Raw genomic sequence first — 16,045 nt, 5'->3', positions numbered from 1 at the left:
TCCACCGCGATCGGCATCACGCACCACCCGAGGCGGCTCACTACCGCCCCTGCAGCGAAGGGCACAGTTGGGCATAGGCTGGGCAGGTAGCCATGCACCATAGCCGTTGCTCGGAGGAACAGTGACCGACCATAACCCCGCCCTGGAGAACCTCCTGACCGAGACGCGCGCGTTCGCGCCGTCGGAGGAGTTCGCCGCGGCGGCGAACGCCAAGGAAGATCTGTACGCCCACGCGGAGTCCGACCGCCTGGAGTTCTGGGCCGAGCAGGCCCGCCAGTACCTCACCTGGGACACCCCGTTCACGGAGGTGCTCGACTTCTCCGGCGCCCCGACGGCCCGCTGGTTCGCCGACGGACGCCTGAACGCCGCCTATAACGCCGTGGACCGGCACGTGGAGGCCGGCAACGGGGATCGGGTGGCCATCCTGTTCGAGGGTGAGCCCGGGGACACGCGCACGCTCACCTACGCAGACCTGCAGCGCGAGGTCTCCAAGGCAGCGAACGCACTCGACGCCCTGGGAGTGAAGACCGGGGACCGCGTTGCCATCTACCTGCCGATGATTCCCGAGGCCGTCATCGCGATGCTGGCCTGCGCCCGCATCGGTGCCGCCCACTCGGTGGTCTTCGGCGGCTTCTCCGCCGAGGCGCTGTACTCACGCATCATCGACGCCGACGCCACCGCCGTGATCACCGCCGACGGCGGATACCGGCGCGGCAAGCCGAGCACGCTCAAGCCGGCCGTCGACGACGCTCTCGCCAAGGGGGAGACAAACGTCAAGCACGTGCTCGTCGTGCGCCGCACCGAGCAGGACGTGGCCTGGACCGAAGGGCGGGACGTGTGGTGGCACGACGCCCTCGGTGAAGCCTCCGAGGAGCACACCCCGGTCGCTGTGGAGGCCGAGCACCCGCTGTTCATCCTCTACACCTCCGGCACCACCGGGAAGCCGAAGGGCATCCTGCACACCACCGGTGGCTACCTCACCCAGGCCGCCTACACGCACTGGAACGTCTTCGACCTCAAGCCGGAGACGGACATCTACTGGTGCTCGGCCGACGTCGGCTGGGTCACCGGCCACTCCTACATCACCTACGGTCCGCTCATCAACGGCGCCACCCAGGTCATGTACGAGGGCACCCCGGACACCCCGCACCAGGGCCGCTGGTGGGAGATCGTGGAGAAGTACGGCGTCACGATCCTCTACACCGCCCCGACGGCGATCCGCACCTGCATGAAGTGGGGCGAGGAGATCCCGGGCAAGTTCGACCTGTCCTCGCTGCGGGTGCTGGGCAGCGTGGGTGAGCCCATCAACCCCGAGGCGTGGATGTGGTACCGCCGCGTGATCGGTGGCGACAAGGCCCCGATCGTGGACACCTGGTGGCAGACCGAGACCGGCGCCATCATGATCTCCCCGCTGCCGGGTGTGACCGCCACCAAGCCGGGCTCGGCTCAGGTGCCGCTGCCGGGCATCTCGGTGAGCATCTGGGACGACGCCGGTGAGGCAGTCGGTCCCGGTGGCGGCGGCTACCTCGTGCTCGATGAGCCGTGGCCGTCGATGCTGCGCGGCATCTGGGGTGATGAGCAGCGGTTCAAGGACACCTACTGGTCTCGCTTCCCGGGCACCTACTTCGCCGGTGACGGCGCCAAGTACGACGAGGACGGGGACGTCTGGCTGCTCGGCCGGGTGGACGACGTGATGAATATCTCCGGGCACCGGCTGTCCACCACGGAGATCGAGTCCGCCCTGGTCTCCCACGAGTGGGTGGCCGAGGCGGCTGTGGTCGGCGCCAGCGACGACACGACCGGGCAGGCCGTGGTGGCGTTCGTGATCCTGCGCGGGGAGGCACAGGAGAAGGCTGACGAGGTCGGCGAGGGTGAGGACGTGGTGGCTGCGCTGCGCAACCACGTGGCCTCCGAGATCGGCCCGATCGCGAAGCCGCGTTCGATCCTCGTGGTGGCGGAGCTGCCGAAGACCCGGTCCGGCAAGATCATGCGGCGACTGCTGCGTGACGTGGCCGAGAACCGGCAGGTGGGTGACGTGACCACCCTCGCCGACAGCTCGGTGATGGATCCGATCAGCAGCGGCATGAAGGGCGCCTCCGCCCAGGACTGAGCCCTCCACCCCGAAATCGGACGTCGATCTGGCTACTCCTCAGTAGCCGGATCGACGTCCGATTTCGGGTGGGGGGAATCCCTCGTCGATCTGGTCGCTGGGTCGTCTCGACTCCACCGCCAGATCGACGAGGGATCTCTGCTCTCCGCCTTGGGGATGATTCGCCCGACCTGCACGCACGGGTAACGTCACCTCCCGTGATTGTTGACCCCTCGATCGTGCTGGCCGGCGGGCCCTGGGCCCACCGGATGGTGGCCGCCAACGGGGGCCGGTTCCACCTGGCACTGGCCGGGCCGGACGACGGTGAGGCGCCGCTGGTGGTACTGCTGCACGCCTTCCCGCAGTTCTGGTGGGCGTGGCGGGCGCAGATCCCCGCTCTGGCTGCTGCCGGCTACCGGGTGGCGGCGATGGACCTGCGCGGGTACGCCGGGTCGGACAAACCACCCTCCGGCCACGACACACCGTCGATGGTGGCCGACGTCCGTGGGGTGATCCGCTCGCTCGGGGCGAGCTCCGCCGTCGTGATCGGGCACGGCCTTGGCGGGCAGGTGGCCTGGTCGATGCCGGCGATGGCGCCGGAGGTGACCCGTGCCATCGCGGTGCTCGGCGCCCCGCACCCGGTGCCGCTGCACACCCCATCACACCAGGTCACTCCGGCGAGCACACTGGCCACGCTGGCGCGGTTCCAGGTGCCGTGGTTCCCGGAGCGGTCGTTCACCCACTCCGACGGCGTTGCTCGCCTTCTGCAGGCATGGGGGGCTCCCGCGTGGGAGCCGGAGTCGGTGAACCTGTACACCGACGCGATGCGGCTGCCGTTCGTGGCGCACAGTGCGATGGAGCAGCTGCGCTGGTCGTTGCGGTCCACCCCGCGGGTGGACGGGCAGCGGTACCGCGCCCGGGTGAACACGGGCATCCAGGTGCCGGTGCTGTCGGTGCGCGGATCGGCGGACCCGGTGTTCACCGGGGCCTCGTTCCGGCGGGACGGCGACTACACGCACGCCCGCTACTCGCGGGTCACGATCGACGGTGCCGGGCACTGGCTGCCCGAGGAGGCGCCGGAGGAGGTCAGTGAGCTGCTGATCGGGTGGCTCGACGAGCTGGAGTGAGCGCGCTGCTGCCGAAGGTTGCTTCACGCGTCATTGTTTCGTGGACCGGCTCCGCCCCTTCGCGCGGGACTTCTTCGGCGCCGGCGGCTCCCCCGTCGGGTAGGACGGGCACAGGTCCGCGAGCGGGCACCGCTCGCACGCGGGTTTGCGGGAGGTGCAGGTGCGCCGGCCATGAAAGATCAGCCGGTGGCAGAGCATCACCCAGCGTTCGGCCGGGAACAGTTCCATCAGGTCCCGCTCCACCTTCACCGCGTCGGTGTTCGTGGTCCAACCGAGCCGCCGGGAGAGCCGGCCGACGTGGGTATCCACGGTGATCCCGGGCACGTCGAAGGCGTTCCCGAGCACCACATTCGCAGTCTTGCGGCCCACCCCGGGCAGCGCCACCAGCTCCTCCAGGGTGCCGGGCACCTCTCCCCCGTGCTCGGCCACGAGGGCAGCGCCGATGCCCTGGATCGCGGCGGCCTTGTTCCGGAAGAACCCGGTGGGGCGGATCAGCGCTTCCAGCTCGGCACGGTCCGCGCCGGCGTAGGCGGCGGCGTCCGGGTAGCGCGCGAACACGGCCGGTGTGGTCAGGTTGACCCGTTCGTCGGTGCACTGGGCCGAGAGCACCGTGGCGACGAGGAGCTCCAGCGGTGTGCGATAGTCCAGTTCGCAGTGCGCGTCCGGGTACGCATCTCCCAGGAGATCGTCGATCTGGAGTGGTTCTGCACGCACCCGAGGTTCCTCCTGATCTGCGGCGTTCGTGGTTGGTCTGCTCAGACTACGCAGCGTTGCGGACGTGCCCACCTGCCGAAGAGTGGCAGACTGTGGCTGACCTCACAGCAACTGAAGGGACATCTTGAGATGGACGAGGCCGTGGTTCGTTCCGCCCCGCTGTTCGCCGAGCTGAGCGATGAGAGTTATCGCGCCGTTCGTGAACGCACCACCGAACTCACGTTCCGTCGCGGTGAGGAGATCTTCCACGAGGGCTCCGCCGGGGACCGGTTGTACGTGATCGGTTCCGGCAAGGTGAAGCTCGGGCACATGGCGCCCGACGGCCGGGAGCACCTGCTGGCCATCCTCGGCCCCGGCGAGATCCTTGGTGAGGTGTCCCTGTACGACCCGGGCAAGCGCACGGCTACGGCCACCGCGCTGGCCACCACCGAGCTGGTCGAGCTGAGCCATCAGGGACTGCTGCAGATCCTCGATGCACGCCCGGAGGTGTCCCAGCACCTGCTGCGCTCGCTGGCATTGCGCCTGCGGCAGACCAACGACAAGGTGGCCGACCTGATCTTCTCCGACGTGCCCGGCCGCGTGTCCAAGGCGCTGCTGGACCTGGGCCGCCGGTTCGGTGAGCGCACCGACTCCGGGCTGCGGGTCACCCACGACCTCACCCAGGAGGAGCTCGCCCAGCTCGTCGGAGCCACCCGGGAGACGGTGAACAAGGCGCTCGCCGAGTTCTCCAACCGTGGCTGGATCCAGCTGCAGGGGCGCACCGTGGTGCTGGTGGACATCGACCGTCTCACCCACCGCGCCCGCTGAACCACACGCTCAAGCGCCCGACGGCGGCCGGTGGGCCGCCGTCGGGCGTTGGCGTTATGGGGTGGTCACCTCGACGATCAGCTCCACCTCGACGGGGGCGTCCAGCGGGAGCACGGCCACCCCGACGGCGGAACGTGCGTGCACGCCCGCGTCACCGAAGATCTCCTGGAGGAGGTTCGAGGCGCCGTTGATCACCCGGGGCTGGCCCGTGAACGACGGGTCGGAAGCGACGAAGCCGACCACCTTGACCACACGGGCGATCCGGTCCACGCCACCGGCGAGCGACGCGGCAGCAGCGACGGCGTTGAGCGCCGCCACGCGGGCCGCCGCCGTGGCGTCCGTCTCGCTGACCAGTCCCGCACCCTCGCCGACCTTGCCGGTGTGCACTAGGGCCCCTCCGGACAGCGGCAGTTGTCCGGAGGTGTAGACCAGGGCGCCCAATTGCACCGCCGGCACGTAGGAGGCGACCGGTGGGACGACGTCGGGCAACTCGATGCCCAACTCGGCCAGGCGGGCGGAGGCGCTCACTCCTTCTCCCGCTTCAGGTAGGCCACCAACCCGTTGTTGTCCGGGCCGGGGACCACCTGCACGAGCTCCCACCCGTCCTCACCCCATTGGTCGAGGATCTGCTTCGTGGCATGAATGATCAACGGTACGGTCGCGTACTCCCAGCGTGTCATGCCGCGATCCTACGAGACGCGGCCACCGGCCACCCGTCGGCGAGCCTTGGAGCGCCGCACCCCGATGTACTGGTCGAGCTCCTCGTGGTCGAGGTCGCCCAGCGTGGACCGCCAATCCTCCACCTCGGGCTCGCTGCGCAACAGCGCGCGTCGCTCCCGTTCGGTCATCCCGCCCCAGACCCCGAACTGGATCCGGTTGTCCAGGGCATCCACCAGACACTCGAGCCGCACCGGACAGGTGAAGCAGATCTCACGTACTTGGCGTTGAGCTGCTCCCTGGACGAACAGTTCGTCCGGTGATCGTGTCGCGCATGCGGCCTTGAGCGTCCACTCTTCGTCGAACCTGGTGCTCATGTCCACCTCTCCACCTGCGAGTGTGGTGTGACCGAATCAAAAGCGAGTCGAAACGACTACTTGACCTCCCCCGAGGCCCACCCTTGCTGTCAACGTTGGCGACCACAGCCACCACCACGGTTTATATCCCGAAATCGGCGGGAATGAAAGTCGGGGTGGGTCACCTGTCAGCGTGGCAACGTACTCTGGGGGCATGGCACCTCCCTCACGAGAGACCTCTCGCACGGTCAACGTGGCGCAGCTGATCTCCATGTTCCTGGCGTTCCTGATGGTCGCCGGCGTGGGCGGCGTGCTCTCTGCAGGCTTCGTGATGCCGGCTGTGGCCACCGTCGGTGCAACCACCGACGCTGCGAGCCGGATGTTCGACGAGCTGCCGACCGAGCTGGGCAGCGAAGAGCTCTCCGAGCAGAGCGTGATCGTGGCCGGCGATGGGTCACTGTTGGCCCGGTTCTACCTGGAGAACCGGATCGTGCGGCCGATGGACGACATCTCCGAGAACATGCAGATGGCCGTGGTGGCGGTAGAGGACCGCCGCTTCTACGACCACGGCGGGGTGGACCCCGAGGGCATCATGCGCGCGGCCGTGCAGAACGTGCTCGGCCTGAGCGACCAGGGTGGTTCCACCCTCACCCAGCAGTACGTGAAGAACGTGCTCATCGAGGCCGGTCGACGGGCCGAGGACGCAGACGCCATCGCCGCCGCCACCGCGCCCACCATTGCGCGCAAGCTCCGCGAGGCGAAGCTGGCGATCGCGCTGGAGCAGCAGCGCAGCAAGGACGAGATCCTCGAGGGATACCTGAACATCGCCCAGTTCGGCCCGTCCCAGTACGGCGTGGAGGCCGCCTCGCGGTACTTCTTCTCGCACAGCGCGGCCGAGCTGACGCTGGCCGAGGCGGCCCTGCTTGCCGGGATCACGCAGAACCCGGCCAAGTGGAACCCAGCAGTGAACCCGGAGAACGCACAGAACCGCCGGGACACAGTGCTTCAGCTCATGCTGAACCAGGGCAAAATCACTCAGGAGGAGTACGACGAGGCGGTCGAGACTCCCGTCGAGGACATGCTCGAGGTGCAGAACACCCCGAACGGATGCGCCACCGCAGGGATCTCCGCCTATTTCTGCGACTACGTCAAGGCCGAGATCCTGCAGAGCCCGGAGTTCGGCGAGACCCAGGCGGACCGCTACCAGCTCCTGGTGCGCGGCGGGTTGCGGATCGAGACCACGATCGACCCGGAGATGCAGCAGGAGGCGGTCGACGCTCTGACCGAACACATCCCGATGGACGACCCCTCGGGGGTGTCGACGGCAACATCCACGATCGAACCGGGCACCGGGCGGATCCTCGCGATGGCGCAGAACACGCCCTACGGCACCCCGTCCGACGACGAACCGCGCGCGACCCAGGTGAACTTCAACACCGATCAGAACCGTGGGGGCTCGCAGGGCTTCCAGACCGGTTCGACGTTCAAGGCGTTCGTGCTCACCCAGTGGTTGATCGACGGCCACTCGCTGAGCGATCGGGTGGACGGTACCGACAACCAGTCCTTCCCGCGCTCTTCCTGGAACACGTGCCTGCCGCAGTTCGTCGATGTCAAAGCGTGGGAACCGAACAACATTGAGAATGCGGGCGGCTCGCAGATGACGGTTCTCGACGCCACTCGCCAGTCGGTGAACACTGCGTTCGCGAATATGTCGAACCAGCTCAATCAGTGCGATATTGCTGACACGGTGCAGCGTATGGGTTTCCACCACGCCACGGTCGAACCCGGCGAGCCGTACACCGGTCCGGGATACGACGAACCGTACGGCGACTACTCGATGGCCGTGGTGCCGTCGATGGCCTTGGGAGCGAACGAGGTAGCACCGCTGACCATGGCGGCTGCGTTCGCCACCTACGCCTCCGGCGGCACCTACTGCACCCCGATCGCCATCACCCGCGTGGTGAACCAGGACGGCGAAGATCTGCCCGTTCCGGACGCCGAGTGCAACCAGGTGCTGGAGCCTCGCGTCGCGAACGCGATGAACCACGCCCTGCAGGAAGTGGCCAGCGACGGCGGGACGGGTGAGAACGCCGTGCTCTCCGATCGCCCCATCGCCGGCAAGACAGGAACGGCGAACGACGACTCCGCGGCGTGGTTCGTCGGGTATGTCCCCCAACTCGCCACCGCGGTCTGGGCGGGCTACTCCGAGGGAACCGAGTCGATGTTCTGGGAGACCATCAACGGCACGACCCGCGAATTCTGGTACGGCGGCAACCTCGCCGCCCCGATCTGGCAGGACTACATGTCCGAAGCCACCGACGGGATGGCCGTGGAGGAGTTCGAGGAGGCCCGCGACCGGGAGATCTACGGTGAGCGCAAGCCGGTGCCGAGTGTGTCCGGGATGACCCGGGTCGACGCCGAGAACGCGCTGCGGTCGGCCGGGTTCAGCACGTACGTGGGTGCGACCGCCTACAGCGATAGCGTGCCGGACGGCCGCGTGATCGGGACCAGCCCTGGCGCCGGTTCCCAGATCCGCCCCGGCTCGTCGGTCGGGCTGGTCATCAGTGACGGTCCGGAGCCGGAGGAAGAAGAGACAGAGGAACCCGACGACAACAACGGCAACAATGATGACGGTGACGGCGACGGCGGGAATGACAACGGCGGTGACGGTGGCGGTGGCGGTAACGACGACGACGGTGATGACGACGACGGCGACCGAGGCAACAATGGCGGCGGGAACGGCCGCGGCAACAACTGACGCCGCCCACCTCTGATGCCATCCCCACCTCCTCTCCCCCGGATTGCTCTGGCCGGGGCCGGCGCGGCCACCGCCCTCGGGCTCGGCGCGCTCGGCTGGTCCCTCCTGGAGGCGAAGGCCTACACGGTGCGCCAGGTGCGCGTCCCCGTCCTCCCACCTACGGCCCCCGAGATCCGGGTGCTGCACCTCTCCGACCTGCATCTGCTCCCCCGTCAGCGCCACACCATCGCGTGGTTGCGGGCGCTGGGCGAACTCGAGCCGGACCTGGTGATCAACACCGGCGACAATATGGCGCACCGCCGTGCGATGCCCACCGTGCTGCACGCCCTCGAGCCGCTGCTCGAACGCCCCGGCGCGTTCGTGATGGGCTCCAACGACTACTACGCCCCGCAGATGAAGAACCCGGCCCGCTACCTCCTCCGGGACGCCCGACGCACCGACGCAGAAGGGCCACCACCCGAGGACCTTCCGGGCCGTGAGCTGGGCAGAGCCTTCGCCGCGGCCGGGTGGCGTGACCTGACGAACAGACGGGACACACTGTCGGTGCGCGGCGTTCCGTTCGCACTCGTCGGTGTTGATGACCCCCACCTGGATCGGGACCGCTTCCCCGCTGCCGACGGCGGTGCATCCGGTGGGGACGCCGTCGTGCGCCTGGGCGTGGCGCACGCGCCGTACCAGCGGGTGCTGAACGCGATGCACGCGGACGGGTGCGGCATGATCTTCGCCGGGCACACCCACGGCGGGCAGCTGTGTGTGCCCGGTTACGGCGCCCTGGTAACCAATTGTGATCTGGACACTGGCCGGGCCAGCGGGCTCAGCGAGTGGCCGGGCGCTGCTGGTGAGCCGGGCTCGGCGTGGCTCCACGTGAGCAACGGGATCGGCACCAGCCCGTTCACTCCAGTACGGCTGGCCTGCCGGCCCAGCGTCACCCTGCTGACCCTCACCCGGCGCACGGATCCGAACGCCTGAGATCGCACCAGCCGCACCAGGGTGCGGATCTGAGCGCACCCCATGGCCGGGTGTGACTGCGCCCACACCGCGAGTTTCGCTCCGAGGGGTTCGCTCCGCTATCCTGGCCAGGCTGCACCGGGGTGTGGCGCAGCTTGGTAGCGCGCTTCGTTCGGGACGAAGAGGTCGCAGGTTCAAATCCTGTCACCCCGACCACATGATGGCTGCCAGCCGCCCGAGGAACGAGGGTGGCTGGCAGCCATCATTCATGTGGTTGCCAGGATTTGCCGAGGAGCTCGCCCTAGCGAGCGACGGCTCCTGTCACCCAGATTTCATTCACGCGTGACCTGGGTCAGTCCGCGCCCGGAACCGACGCCGGGCTCACCGGCTCTGCCGAGGTTCCGCGCCACCGTGCCACCGTGCGCATCACGTGATAGATGCCCAGGGCGGCGGCAGTACCCAGCGCGATGCCCTCGAACAGCAGATCACCGGCGGACCAGGTGTAGTTGGCGATACCCACCACGAGCGCGATCCCGGCGGTGGTGAGGTTCACCGGGTCGGAGAAGTCGACCTTGTTCTGCACCCAGATCCGCGCTCCGAGCACACCGATCATCCCGTACAGCACGGTCGCCGCACCGCCGAGCACCCCGGGCGGCACGGTGGCTACGAGCTGACCGAACTTCGGGGAGAGGCTGAGCAGCAGTGCGAACCCGGCGGCCACAGCATAGGCGGCGGTGGAATACACCCGGGTGGCGGCCATCACGCCGATGTTCTCGGCGTAGGTGGTGGTTCCGGAGCCGCCACCGGCACCGGCGAGCGTCGTGGCCAGGCCATCGGCGAACAGCGCCTTGCCCATCACCCCGTCGAGGTTCTCCCCGGTCATCGCCGCCACCGACTTCACGTGACCGACGTTCTCGGCGATCAGCACCAGCACCACCGGCACGAACAGCCCAAGCACCGCCACGTCGAACTGCGGTGCGGTGAACTCCGGCAATCCCACCCACGCGGCCTCGGTGACCGTGGTGAAGTCGACCTCCCCACGCAGCACCGCCACCAGGTAGCCCACGAGCACGCCCAGCAGGATCGCCAGCCGGCCCAAGAGGCCCCGGAACAGCACGGTGATCAGGACGATCGAGACCAGGGTGACGATCGCCGTCACCGGGGCGGCCTGCACGTTCCCCCATGCGGCCGGGGCCAGGTTCAGCCCGATCAGCGCCACGATGGTGCCGGTGACGATCGGCGGCATCACCACGTCGATCCAGCGGGCGCCAGCCAGGTGCACCACCACGCCGACCAGCGCAAGCAGCACCCCGACCACGAGAACGCCGCCAAGCGCAGTGGCCATCCCCTGCGAGGCAGTGGCCGCACCGATCGGTGCGATGAAGGCGAACGAGGAGCCGAGGTAGCTCGGCACCCGCCCACGGGTGATCAGCAGGAACCCGGCGGTGCCGATCGCGGAGAAGAACAGGGTGGTGGCGGGTGGGAAGCCGGTGATGAGCGGCACCAGGAACGTGGCACCGAACATGGCCACCACATGCTGGGCACCGATGCCGACGGTGCGCGGCCAGCTCAGTCGTTGCCCCGGCGCCACCACCTCCCCCGGTGCGATCGTCTTCCCGTCGCGGTACAGCGTCCAGCTGGGCACGGTTCTCCCTCGTCTCGGCCGGTCCGGCCACGCACGTGGCCCGCGGGAATCGTAGCGGCGCGGCTGAGGGAGCCTGCGCACGCGTGCGAGGATCGGGCCATGCCAGTCCCCGACTTCGTTCTCGAGTTGCGCCGCCACGTGGGCACGGCACCGTTGTGGCTCTCCGGCGTGAGTGCGGTGGTGGTCGATCCTGACGGGCGGATCCTGCTCGGACGGCGCACCGACACCGGCCGGTGGGCCGTGGTCAGCGGCATCCTCGACCCGGGCGAGCAGCCCGCCGTCGCCGCAGTCCGGGAGGTGGCCGAGGAGACCGGGATCCACGCCGAGGTCGAGTCGTTGGTGTCCGTGCACAGTGGCGAGGAGATCACCTACCCGAACGGGGACCGGGCGAGCTACCTGGATCTGACCTTCCTGTGCCGCTACCGCTCCGGCCAGGCGCGGGTGGGCGACGACGAGTCCCTCGAGGTGGGTTGGTTCCGGCCGGACGGCCTCCCGGAGGACCTGCAAGAGACGTCCCGCCAGCGCATCGCCGACGCTCTCGGCTACGACCCGGCCGTCGGGCCCCGCTTCATCCGCTGATCGCGCCGAACGCAGGGTTGTGCGGCATCGGCCGTGGCGGATGCCGCATAACCCTGCGTTCGGAATGCGGGGTGGGGGCGCAGCGCAGGCAGTCCGGTCAGCCAGAGCGGCGACTGTACGCCGTCAGCGCGGCCAGGCCCCCGGTGACGGCGAGCACGGACAGGCTCAGCAGCAGGGGCGGGAACTGCTCCGCAGTGAGCACACCCACCACTCCGATCAGCACCAGCGCCGCCATCGCCACGAACCGGGACCGGGCCAGTCGTCCGAATCGCGAGCCGAGGTAGAGCAGGTTGCCCACCAGATACACCAGCGGACCGGCCACGGTCACGATCACCACCGTCGGGGTGAGGTGCTCGTGGGAGAGCCGCAACTCCACGGAGACGGCGAACAGGATCGCACCCAGCACCATGAACGCGTGGGCGTACGCGAAAGCGGAGCGCAGGGCCGCCGTCGTGCTCCTCGCCCCCTCCACCTCATGGCCGGCGAGCGCGAAGTAGTTCCACCACAGCACGAACAGGCCTGCGAAGCCGAGCAGCAGGCTCAGCGCGAGCCCTCCGGTGAGGTCCCCGGCGTCCACGACCGCGCCACCCATCAGCAGGATGGACTCCCCCAGCGCGATGATGAAGACCAGGCGGTTGCGTTCGGCGAGGTGCTCGGCGTCGGTGTCCCACAGGTGCATCGGCGCCGCGCCCACGCCCGGCACGCGGAAGTTCGCCGCCGGTGCCGCGTAGTCGATCAGCACCGCCAGCAACCAGATCCACAGCCGCAGGTTCGGCTCGACGAACACCCCCGCCACCCAGAAGACGCCCGCCCCGAGCGTCCACAGCAGCAGCATCCGGTAGTTGGTGGCGAGCTGCTGGCCCCGGTAGACCACCATCATCACCACCGGGCGGAGCACCCCGGCCACCAGGTAGCCGGCCACGAACAGCCACGCCTTGTCACCGAACGCGTGCGGGATCGCCACCGCCATCGCAAGCGAGGCGAGCATCAGCACCCCGGTGAACAGGTGCACGCCGGTACGCCGGGGATCGAGCCAGTTCATCGCCCAGGCGGTGTAGTTCCAGCCCCACCAGAGCGCGGCGAACACAATCACCGTCTCCGCGGCGCCCTGCCAAGAGAGGTGGTGGAGGAGCAGGTGGGAGAGCTGGATGATCGCGAAGACGTACACGAGGTCGAAGAACAGCTCAGCGGGACCGACCTCGGAGCGGCGCGACTGCGGGCGAGCGAGCACGGACATCAGGGCAACCTCCGGAAGTGGCCGCACGTGGGGCGGGAACGGTGGGGCTCGGCGCGGGTGCGCCGCCGATCAGCCCTCGCGAATGGTCATCGAGGCCAGCTGGTCCCCGGAGACCCGGAACTCGAAGCGGGACAACCCGTTGGCGTGGGTGCTGCGCCAGTCGCCCACCACGGTGATCAGGTCGCCGTCCACGGTCACCGAGGTTGGGGTCAGCACCCCGGTCGCTCCGATGAACTCCTTGTCGCTCCAGCCCTTGATCTGGTCGCGGCCCGTGAAGACCCGGCCCCAGTCGTCCACGAAGCCGTCCGTGGTGAAGGCCTCCAGAAAGCCGTTCTCGTCGTGGGCGTTGACGGTCTCGATGAACGAGCCGACAGGTTCGGGCACGGACACTGCGGTCATGGCGGTACTCCTCCGGGGCATCACTACGTCAGCCGCAGCGTATCGAGGTGAGCCAACCCCGCAACCTCTGCCCCGGCCTGCCGAGCGCAACCTGGTGCGGCGTTCGGTGCCATCTTCGCCGCACCAGGTTGCGCTCGGCGGGTGTGCTATGCCCGACGGCGGAGCGCACCTCGGCGCGTCCGTGCAGCGGCCGCGAGCTGCTCCAGCACGCCTTCGGTCACCTCCCAGGACATGCAGGCGTCGGTGACCGACTGCCCGTAGACCAGACCACTCGGTGCAGGCTCCTGCCGTCCTTCCACGAGGAAGCTCTCCAGCATCACCCCGGCCACGGCGGTCTCCCCCGCGGCAACGGCCTCGGCGATCTCGGCGGCCACCTGTGCCTGTCGCACATGGTCCTTGCCAGAATTGCCGTGACTGGCGTCCACCATCACCCCGGCACGGCCCACCGCAGTGAGCTTCTCCGCGGCAGCGCGGACGTGCTCGGGGGCGTAGTTCGGTCCGCGGCGCCCACCGCGCAGGATCACGTGCGAGTCCGGGTTGCCCGCGGTCTCCACGAGCGCCGCCCGGGCCTGCGTGTCCACGCCCAGGAACGCCTGCGGTGCGGCAGCGGCCACGCACGCGTCCACGGCCACCTGCACATCGCCGTCGGAGGAGTTCTTGAACCCCACTGGCATGGAAAGCCCGGAGGCCAGCTGGCGGTGCACTTGCGACTCCACCGTGCGGGCGCCGATCGCGCCGTAGCTGACAGTGTCGGCGATGTACTGCGGGGAGGTAGTCTCCAGGAACTCGCACCCGGCGGGCACGCCTGCGGCGAGCACGTCCAGCAGCACCTGCCGCGCCAGGCGAAGGCCCCGGGGAATGTCGTAGGAGCCGTCTAGCCCGGGATCGTTGATGAGGCCCTTCCACCCGGTGGTGGTGCGGGGCTTTTCGAAGTAGACCCGCATCACCAGCACCAGGTCGTCGGCGTAGCTCTCGGCAGCGCCGGCCAGTCGGTGGGCGTACTCGATGGCGGCGGCAGGGTCGTGCACGCTGCACGGTCCGACCATCACCAGCAGCCGGTCGTCGGCACCTGCGAGCACATCGGCGGCGTCGGCCCGGGCGCTGGCCACGAGTTCGGCTGCCGCAGTGGGCAGTGGCAGTTCGGCGAGCACCTCACCGGGGGTGGGCAGCGGGTCCATCCGGCGCACCCGCAGGTCGCCGGTGCTGGCGTCCGTGCGCTCGGCGGTGGGAGTGGTGGTCATCAGTGGTTCCTCACGGTGTGGAGGCGAACTCACCGATGCTCCGGAGCGCCCGCCTCAATGGCGAAGGGCGCGGACCTCATGGTCCACGCCCTGGTCGGCTCCGGTCGCGCGCGTCAGCAGGTCGCGGCGGCCGGAGCCGACGCAAACCAATACCAACGAACCGAATGCATGGCAGCGACCATACACCAACCCCACAGGCGCAGGGCGTCGGGTGTCGGGCGCAGGGCCCAGGGCCCAGGGCGCCCTGGCCCCCCTGATCGCCGAACGCAACCCTGTGCGGCCCGACAAGCGGTTGCCGCCGCACAACGTTGCGTTCGGCCGGGGTCAGGGGCGGAGCGGGCAGGGGTCAGGGGCGGGCAGGCACCTCCCGCTGATCCGGGCCCACATACTCGCTCAACGGCCGGATCAGGGAGTTGGACTCGAGCTGCTCCATGATGTGGGCGGTCCACCCGGTCACCCGGGAGGCGACGAACAGCGGCGTGAAGGTCGCGGTGTCGAAGCCCATCAGGTGGTAGGCGGGGCCGGCCGGGTAATCGAGGTTCGGCAGGATGTTCTTGCGGGACGTCATCGCCTGCTCGAGGGCGTCGTAGAGGTCACCCAGGTCCCGCCGGCCGGCATGCTCGACCAGGTCGTCCAGCACCGCCTTCATCGTGGGTACGCGGGAATCGCCGTGCTTGTAGACCCGGTGCCCGAAGCCCATGATCTTGCGCTTCTCAGCGAGGGCGGCCTCGAGCCAGTCATCGGCGCGGTCGGCGGTGCCGATCTCACCGAACACGGCCATCACTGCCTCGTTCGCGCCGCCGTGCAGCGGCCCCTTAAGCGCTCCGATCGCCCCGGTAACCGCGGAGTACAGGTCCGACAACGTGGACGTGACCACCCGCGCAGTGAATGTGGACGCGTTGAAGGAGTGCTCGGCGTACAAGATCATCGAGACGTTGAAGGCCTGCTCCACCGCCGGCGCCGGCTCACTGCCGAAGGTCATCCAGAGGAAGTTCGCCGAGTACCCCAGATCATCACGCGGTTCGATGAGGTCCTCACCGCGGCGGCGGCGCTGATCGTAGGCCACGATCGCCGGGAGCTGCGCGAACAGATACATCGCACGCCCCTCGTTCAGGGTGCGGTCGGTCAGCCCCTCCGGTTGCAGCAGCGTGTCGTCGAAGGTACCCAGCTGACTGACGGCGGTGCGCACCACATCCATCGGATGGGCCGTCGTCGGCAGGGCGTCGATGAGCGTCTTCGTGCGTGCATCGAGCGGCCGGAGGGAACGCTCGAGCTTCTCCATCTCGGCCAACTGGTCCGGGCTGGGCAGCTCACCGTGCCAGAGCAGGTAGGCGACCTCCTCGAACGAGCAGTGCGCGGCCAGATCCTGCACCGGATAGCCGCGGTAGAGCAGCGAGTTGGTGTCCGGGTTGACCTTGGAGATCGCGGTGGTGTCCACCACCACGCCGGCCAGTCCCTTGTGGATCGGTGTCTCGGTCATGCTTCCTC

General features: G+C 68.9%; 15 protein-coding genes and 1 tRNA gene. 7 read left to right on the top strand and 9 right to left on the bottom strand.

The features are described 5' to 3' along the window. Positions 1 to 121 precede the first annotated feature (121 nt). Both acs and BLU77_RS17475 read left to right on the top strand, forming a co-directional pair. Positions 122 to 2,110, top strand: coding sequence for an acetate--CoA ligase (acs, locus tag BLU77_RS17480; RefSeq protein ID WP_089774300.1), 1,989 nt, complete (start codon positions 122 to 124; stop codon positions 2,108 to 2,110). A gap of 197 nt (positions 2,111 to 2,307) precedes the next feature. Next, a complete protein-coding gene (locus BLU77_RS17475; protein WP_245708929.1) occupies positions 2,308 to 3,216 on the top strand; it encodes an alpha/beta fold hydrolase in 909 nt (302 codons plus the stop codon). A 30-nt stretch (positions 3,217 to 3,246) separates the two neighbouring features. Here BLU77_RS17475 and nth read toward each other — a convergent pair whose 3' ends face one another. Next, the gene (gene nth / locus BLU77_RS17470) at positions 3,247 to 3,930 is read right to left on the bottom strand and encodes an endonuclease III (RefSeq protein ID WP_245708928.1); all 684 of its coding nucleotides are present in this window, start codon (positions 3,928 to 3,930) and stop codon (positions 3,247 to 3,249) included. Between the two features lie 129 nt (positions 3,931 to 4,059). On the opposite strand from nth, the gene BLU77_RS17465 reads away from it, so the two are divergent. Continuing rightward, on the top strand, positions 4,060 to 4,737 hold the full coding sequence (locus BLU77_RS17465) for a Crp/Fnr family transcriptional regulator (RefSeq protein ID WP_089774299.1): 678 nt from the start codon (positions 4,060 to 4,062) through the stop codon (positions 4,735 to 4,737). 54 nt (positions 4,738 to 4,791) lie between these two features. Here BLU77_RS17465 and BLU77_RS17460 read toward each other — a convergent pair whose 3' ends face one another. The 3 genes from BLU77_RS17460 to BLU77_RS17450 are packed head-to-tail and all read right to left on the bottom strand — an operon-like array spanning position 4,792 to position 5,771. Further along, positions 4,792 to 5,265, bottom strand: coding sequence for a RidA family protein (locus BLU77_RS17460; RefSeq protein WP_089774298.1), 474 nt, complete (start codon positions 5,263 to 5,265; stop codon positions 4,792 to 4,794). Continuing rightward, positions 5,262 to 5,417, bottom strand: a complete 156-nt coding sequence (sp36, locus tag BLU77_RS17455) for a Sp36 family protein (protein ID WP_089774297.1) — start codon at positions 5,415 to 5,417, stop codon at positions 5,262 to 5,264. Before sp36 ends, BLU77_RS17460 begins: the two co-directional genes overlap by 4 nt. A gap of 9 nt (positions 5,418 to 5,426) precedes the next feature. Continuing rightward, complete coding sequence (locus tag BLU77_RS17450) at positions 5,427 to 5,771, bottom strand: WhiB family transcriptional regulator (RefSeq protein WP_089774296.1); 345 nt, start codon at positions 5,769 to 5,771, stop codon at positions 5,427 to 5,429. A gap of 193 nt (positions 5,772 to 5,964) precedes the next feature. Between BLU77_RS17450 and BLU77_RS17445 the strand changes: the two genes are divergently transcribed. The 3 genes from BLU77_RS17445 (at position 5,965) to BLU77_RS17435 (ending at position 9,672) form a co-directional block, all read left to right on the top strand. Then, positions 5,965 to 8,508, top strand: coding sequence for a penicillin-binding protein (locus BLU77_RS17445; protein WP_089774295.1), 2,544 nt, complete (start codon positions 5,965 to 5,967; stop codon positions 8,506 to 8,508). A gap of 15 nt (positions 8,509 to 8,523) precedes the next feature. Next, positions 8,524 to 9,477, top strand: a complete 954-nt coding sequence (locus BLU77_RS17440; RefSeq protein WP_089774294.1) for a metallophosphoesterase — start codon at positions 8,524 to 8,526, stop codon at positions 9,475 to 9,477. A gap of 118 nt (positions 9,478 to 9,595) precedes the next feature. Further along, positions 9,596 to 9,672, top strand: a tRNA-Pro gene (locus BLU77_RS17435). A 136-nt stretch (positions 9,673 to 9,808) separates the two neighbouring features. Here BLU77_RS17435 and BLU77_RS17430 read toward each other — a convergent pair. After that, complete coding sequence (locus tag BLU77_RS17430) at positions 9,809 to 11,101, bottom strand: uracil-xanthine permease family protein (RefSeq protein WP_089774293.1); 1,293 nt, start codon at positions 11,099 to 11,101, stop codon at positions 9,809 to 9,811. Between the two features lie 99 nt (positions 11,102 to 11,200). On the opposite strand from BLU77_RS17430, the gene BLU77_RS17425 reads away from it, so the two are divergent. Continuing rightward, positions 11,201 to 11,680: an NUDIX hydrolase gene (locus tag BLU77_RS17425; RefSeq protein ID WP_089774292.1), complete on the top strand. Its 480-nt coding sequence runs from the start codon at positions 11,201 to 11,203 to the stop codon at positions 11,678 to 11,680. 97 nt (positions 11,681 to 11,777) lie between these two features. Here BLU77_RS17425 and BLU77_RS17420 read toward each other — a convergent pair whose 3' ends face one another. From BLU77_RS17420 to BLU77_RS17405, 4 genes are all read right to left on the bottom strand, one after another. Beyond that, positions 11,778 to 12,917: a low temperature requirement protein A gene (locus tag BLU77_RS17420; protein WP_089774291.1), complete on the bottom strand. Its 1,140-nt coding sequence runs from the start codon at positions 12,915 to 12,917 to the stop codon at positions 11,778 to 11,780. Positions 12,918 to 12,986: 69 nt separating this feature from the next. Next, positions 12,987 to 13,316 (bottom strand): nuclear transport factor 2 family protein, encoded by a 330-nt coding sequence (locus BLU77_RS17415; RefSeq protein ID WP_089774290.1) that lies wholly within the window; start codon positions 13,314 to 13,316, stop codon positions 12,987 to 12,989. Positions 13,317 to 13,462: 146 nt separating this feature from the next. After that, on the bottom strand, positions 13,463 to 14,557 hold the full coding sequence (locus BLU77_RS17410; RefSeq protein WP_089774289.1) for a 3-deoxy-7-phosphoheptulonate synthase: 1,095 nt from the start codon (positions 14,555 to 14,557) through the stop codon (positions 13,463 to 13,465). A 346-nt stretch (positions 14,558 to 14,903) separates the two neighbouring features. After that, positions 14,904 to 16,037: a bifunctional 2-methylcitrate synthase/citrate synthase gene (locus BLU77_RS17405; RefSeq protein WP_089774288.1), complete on the bottom strand. Its 1,134-nt coding sequence runs from the start codon at positions 16,035 to 16,037 to the stop codon at positions 14,904 to 14,906. Positions 16,038 to 16,045 lie beyond the last annotated feature (8 nt).

Source organism: Ruania alba (assembly GCF_900105765.1).
In the GTDB taxonomy this organism is placed as follows: domain Bacteria; phylum Actinomycetota; class Actinomycetes; order Actinomycetales; family Beutenbergiaceae; genus Ruania; species Ruania alba.
Note: the sequence above shows the minus strand (reverse complement) of the source record. Positions and strands in the feature narration are given on the sequence as shown.

What these genes read in the sequence shown, in the direction of transcription:
- BLU77_RS17465 (WP_089774299.1), top strand. Translation starts at nt 4,060, where the DNA reads ATGGACGAGGCCGTGGTTCGTTCCGCCCCGCTGTTCGCCGAGCTGAGC.
- sp36 (WP_089774297.1), bottom strand. Translation starts at nt 5,417, where the DNA reads ATGACACGCTGGGAGTACGCGACCGTACCGTTGATCATTCATGCCACG.
- BLU77_RS17450 (WP_089774296.1), bottom strand. Translation starts at nt 5,771, where the DNA reads ATGAGCACCAGGTTCGACGAAGAGTGGACGCTCAAGGCCGCATGCGCG.
- BLU77_RS17445 (WP_089774295.1), top strand. Translation starts at nt 5,965, where the DNA reads ATGGCACCTCCCTCACGAGAGACCTCTCGCACGGTCAACGTGGCGCAG.
- BLU77_RS17440 (WP_089774294.1), top strand. Translation starts at nt 8,524, where the DNA reads ATGCCATCCCCACCTCCTCTCCCCCGGATTGCTCTGGCCGGGGCCGGC.
- BLU77_RS17425 (WP_089774292.1), top strand. Translation starts at nt 11,201, where the DNA reads ATGCCAGTCCCCGACTTCGTTCTCGAGTTGCGCCGCCACGTGGGCACG.
- BLU77_RS17420 (WP_089774291.1), bottom strand. Translation starts at nt 12,917, where the DNA reads ATGTCCGTGCTCGCTCGCCCGCAGTCGCGCCGCTCCGAGGTCGGTCCC.
- BLU77_RS17415 (WP_089774290.1), bottom strand. Translation starts at nt 13,316, where the DNA reads ATGACCGCAGTGTCCGTGCCCGAACCTGTCGGCTCGTTCATCGAGACC.
- BLU77_RS17410 (WP_089774289.1), bottom strand. Translation starts at nt 14,557, where the DNA reads ATGACCACCACTCCCACCGCCGAGCGCACGGACGCCAGCACCGGCGAC.
- BLU77_RS17405 (WP_089774288.1), bottom strand. Translation starts at nt 16,037, where the DNA reads ATGACCGAGACACCGATCCACAAGGGACTGGCCGGCGTGGTGGTGGAC.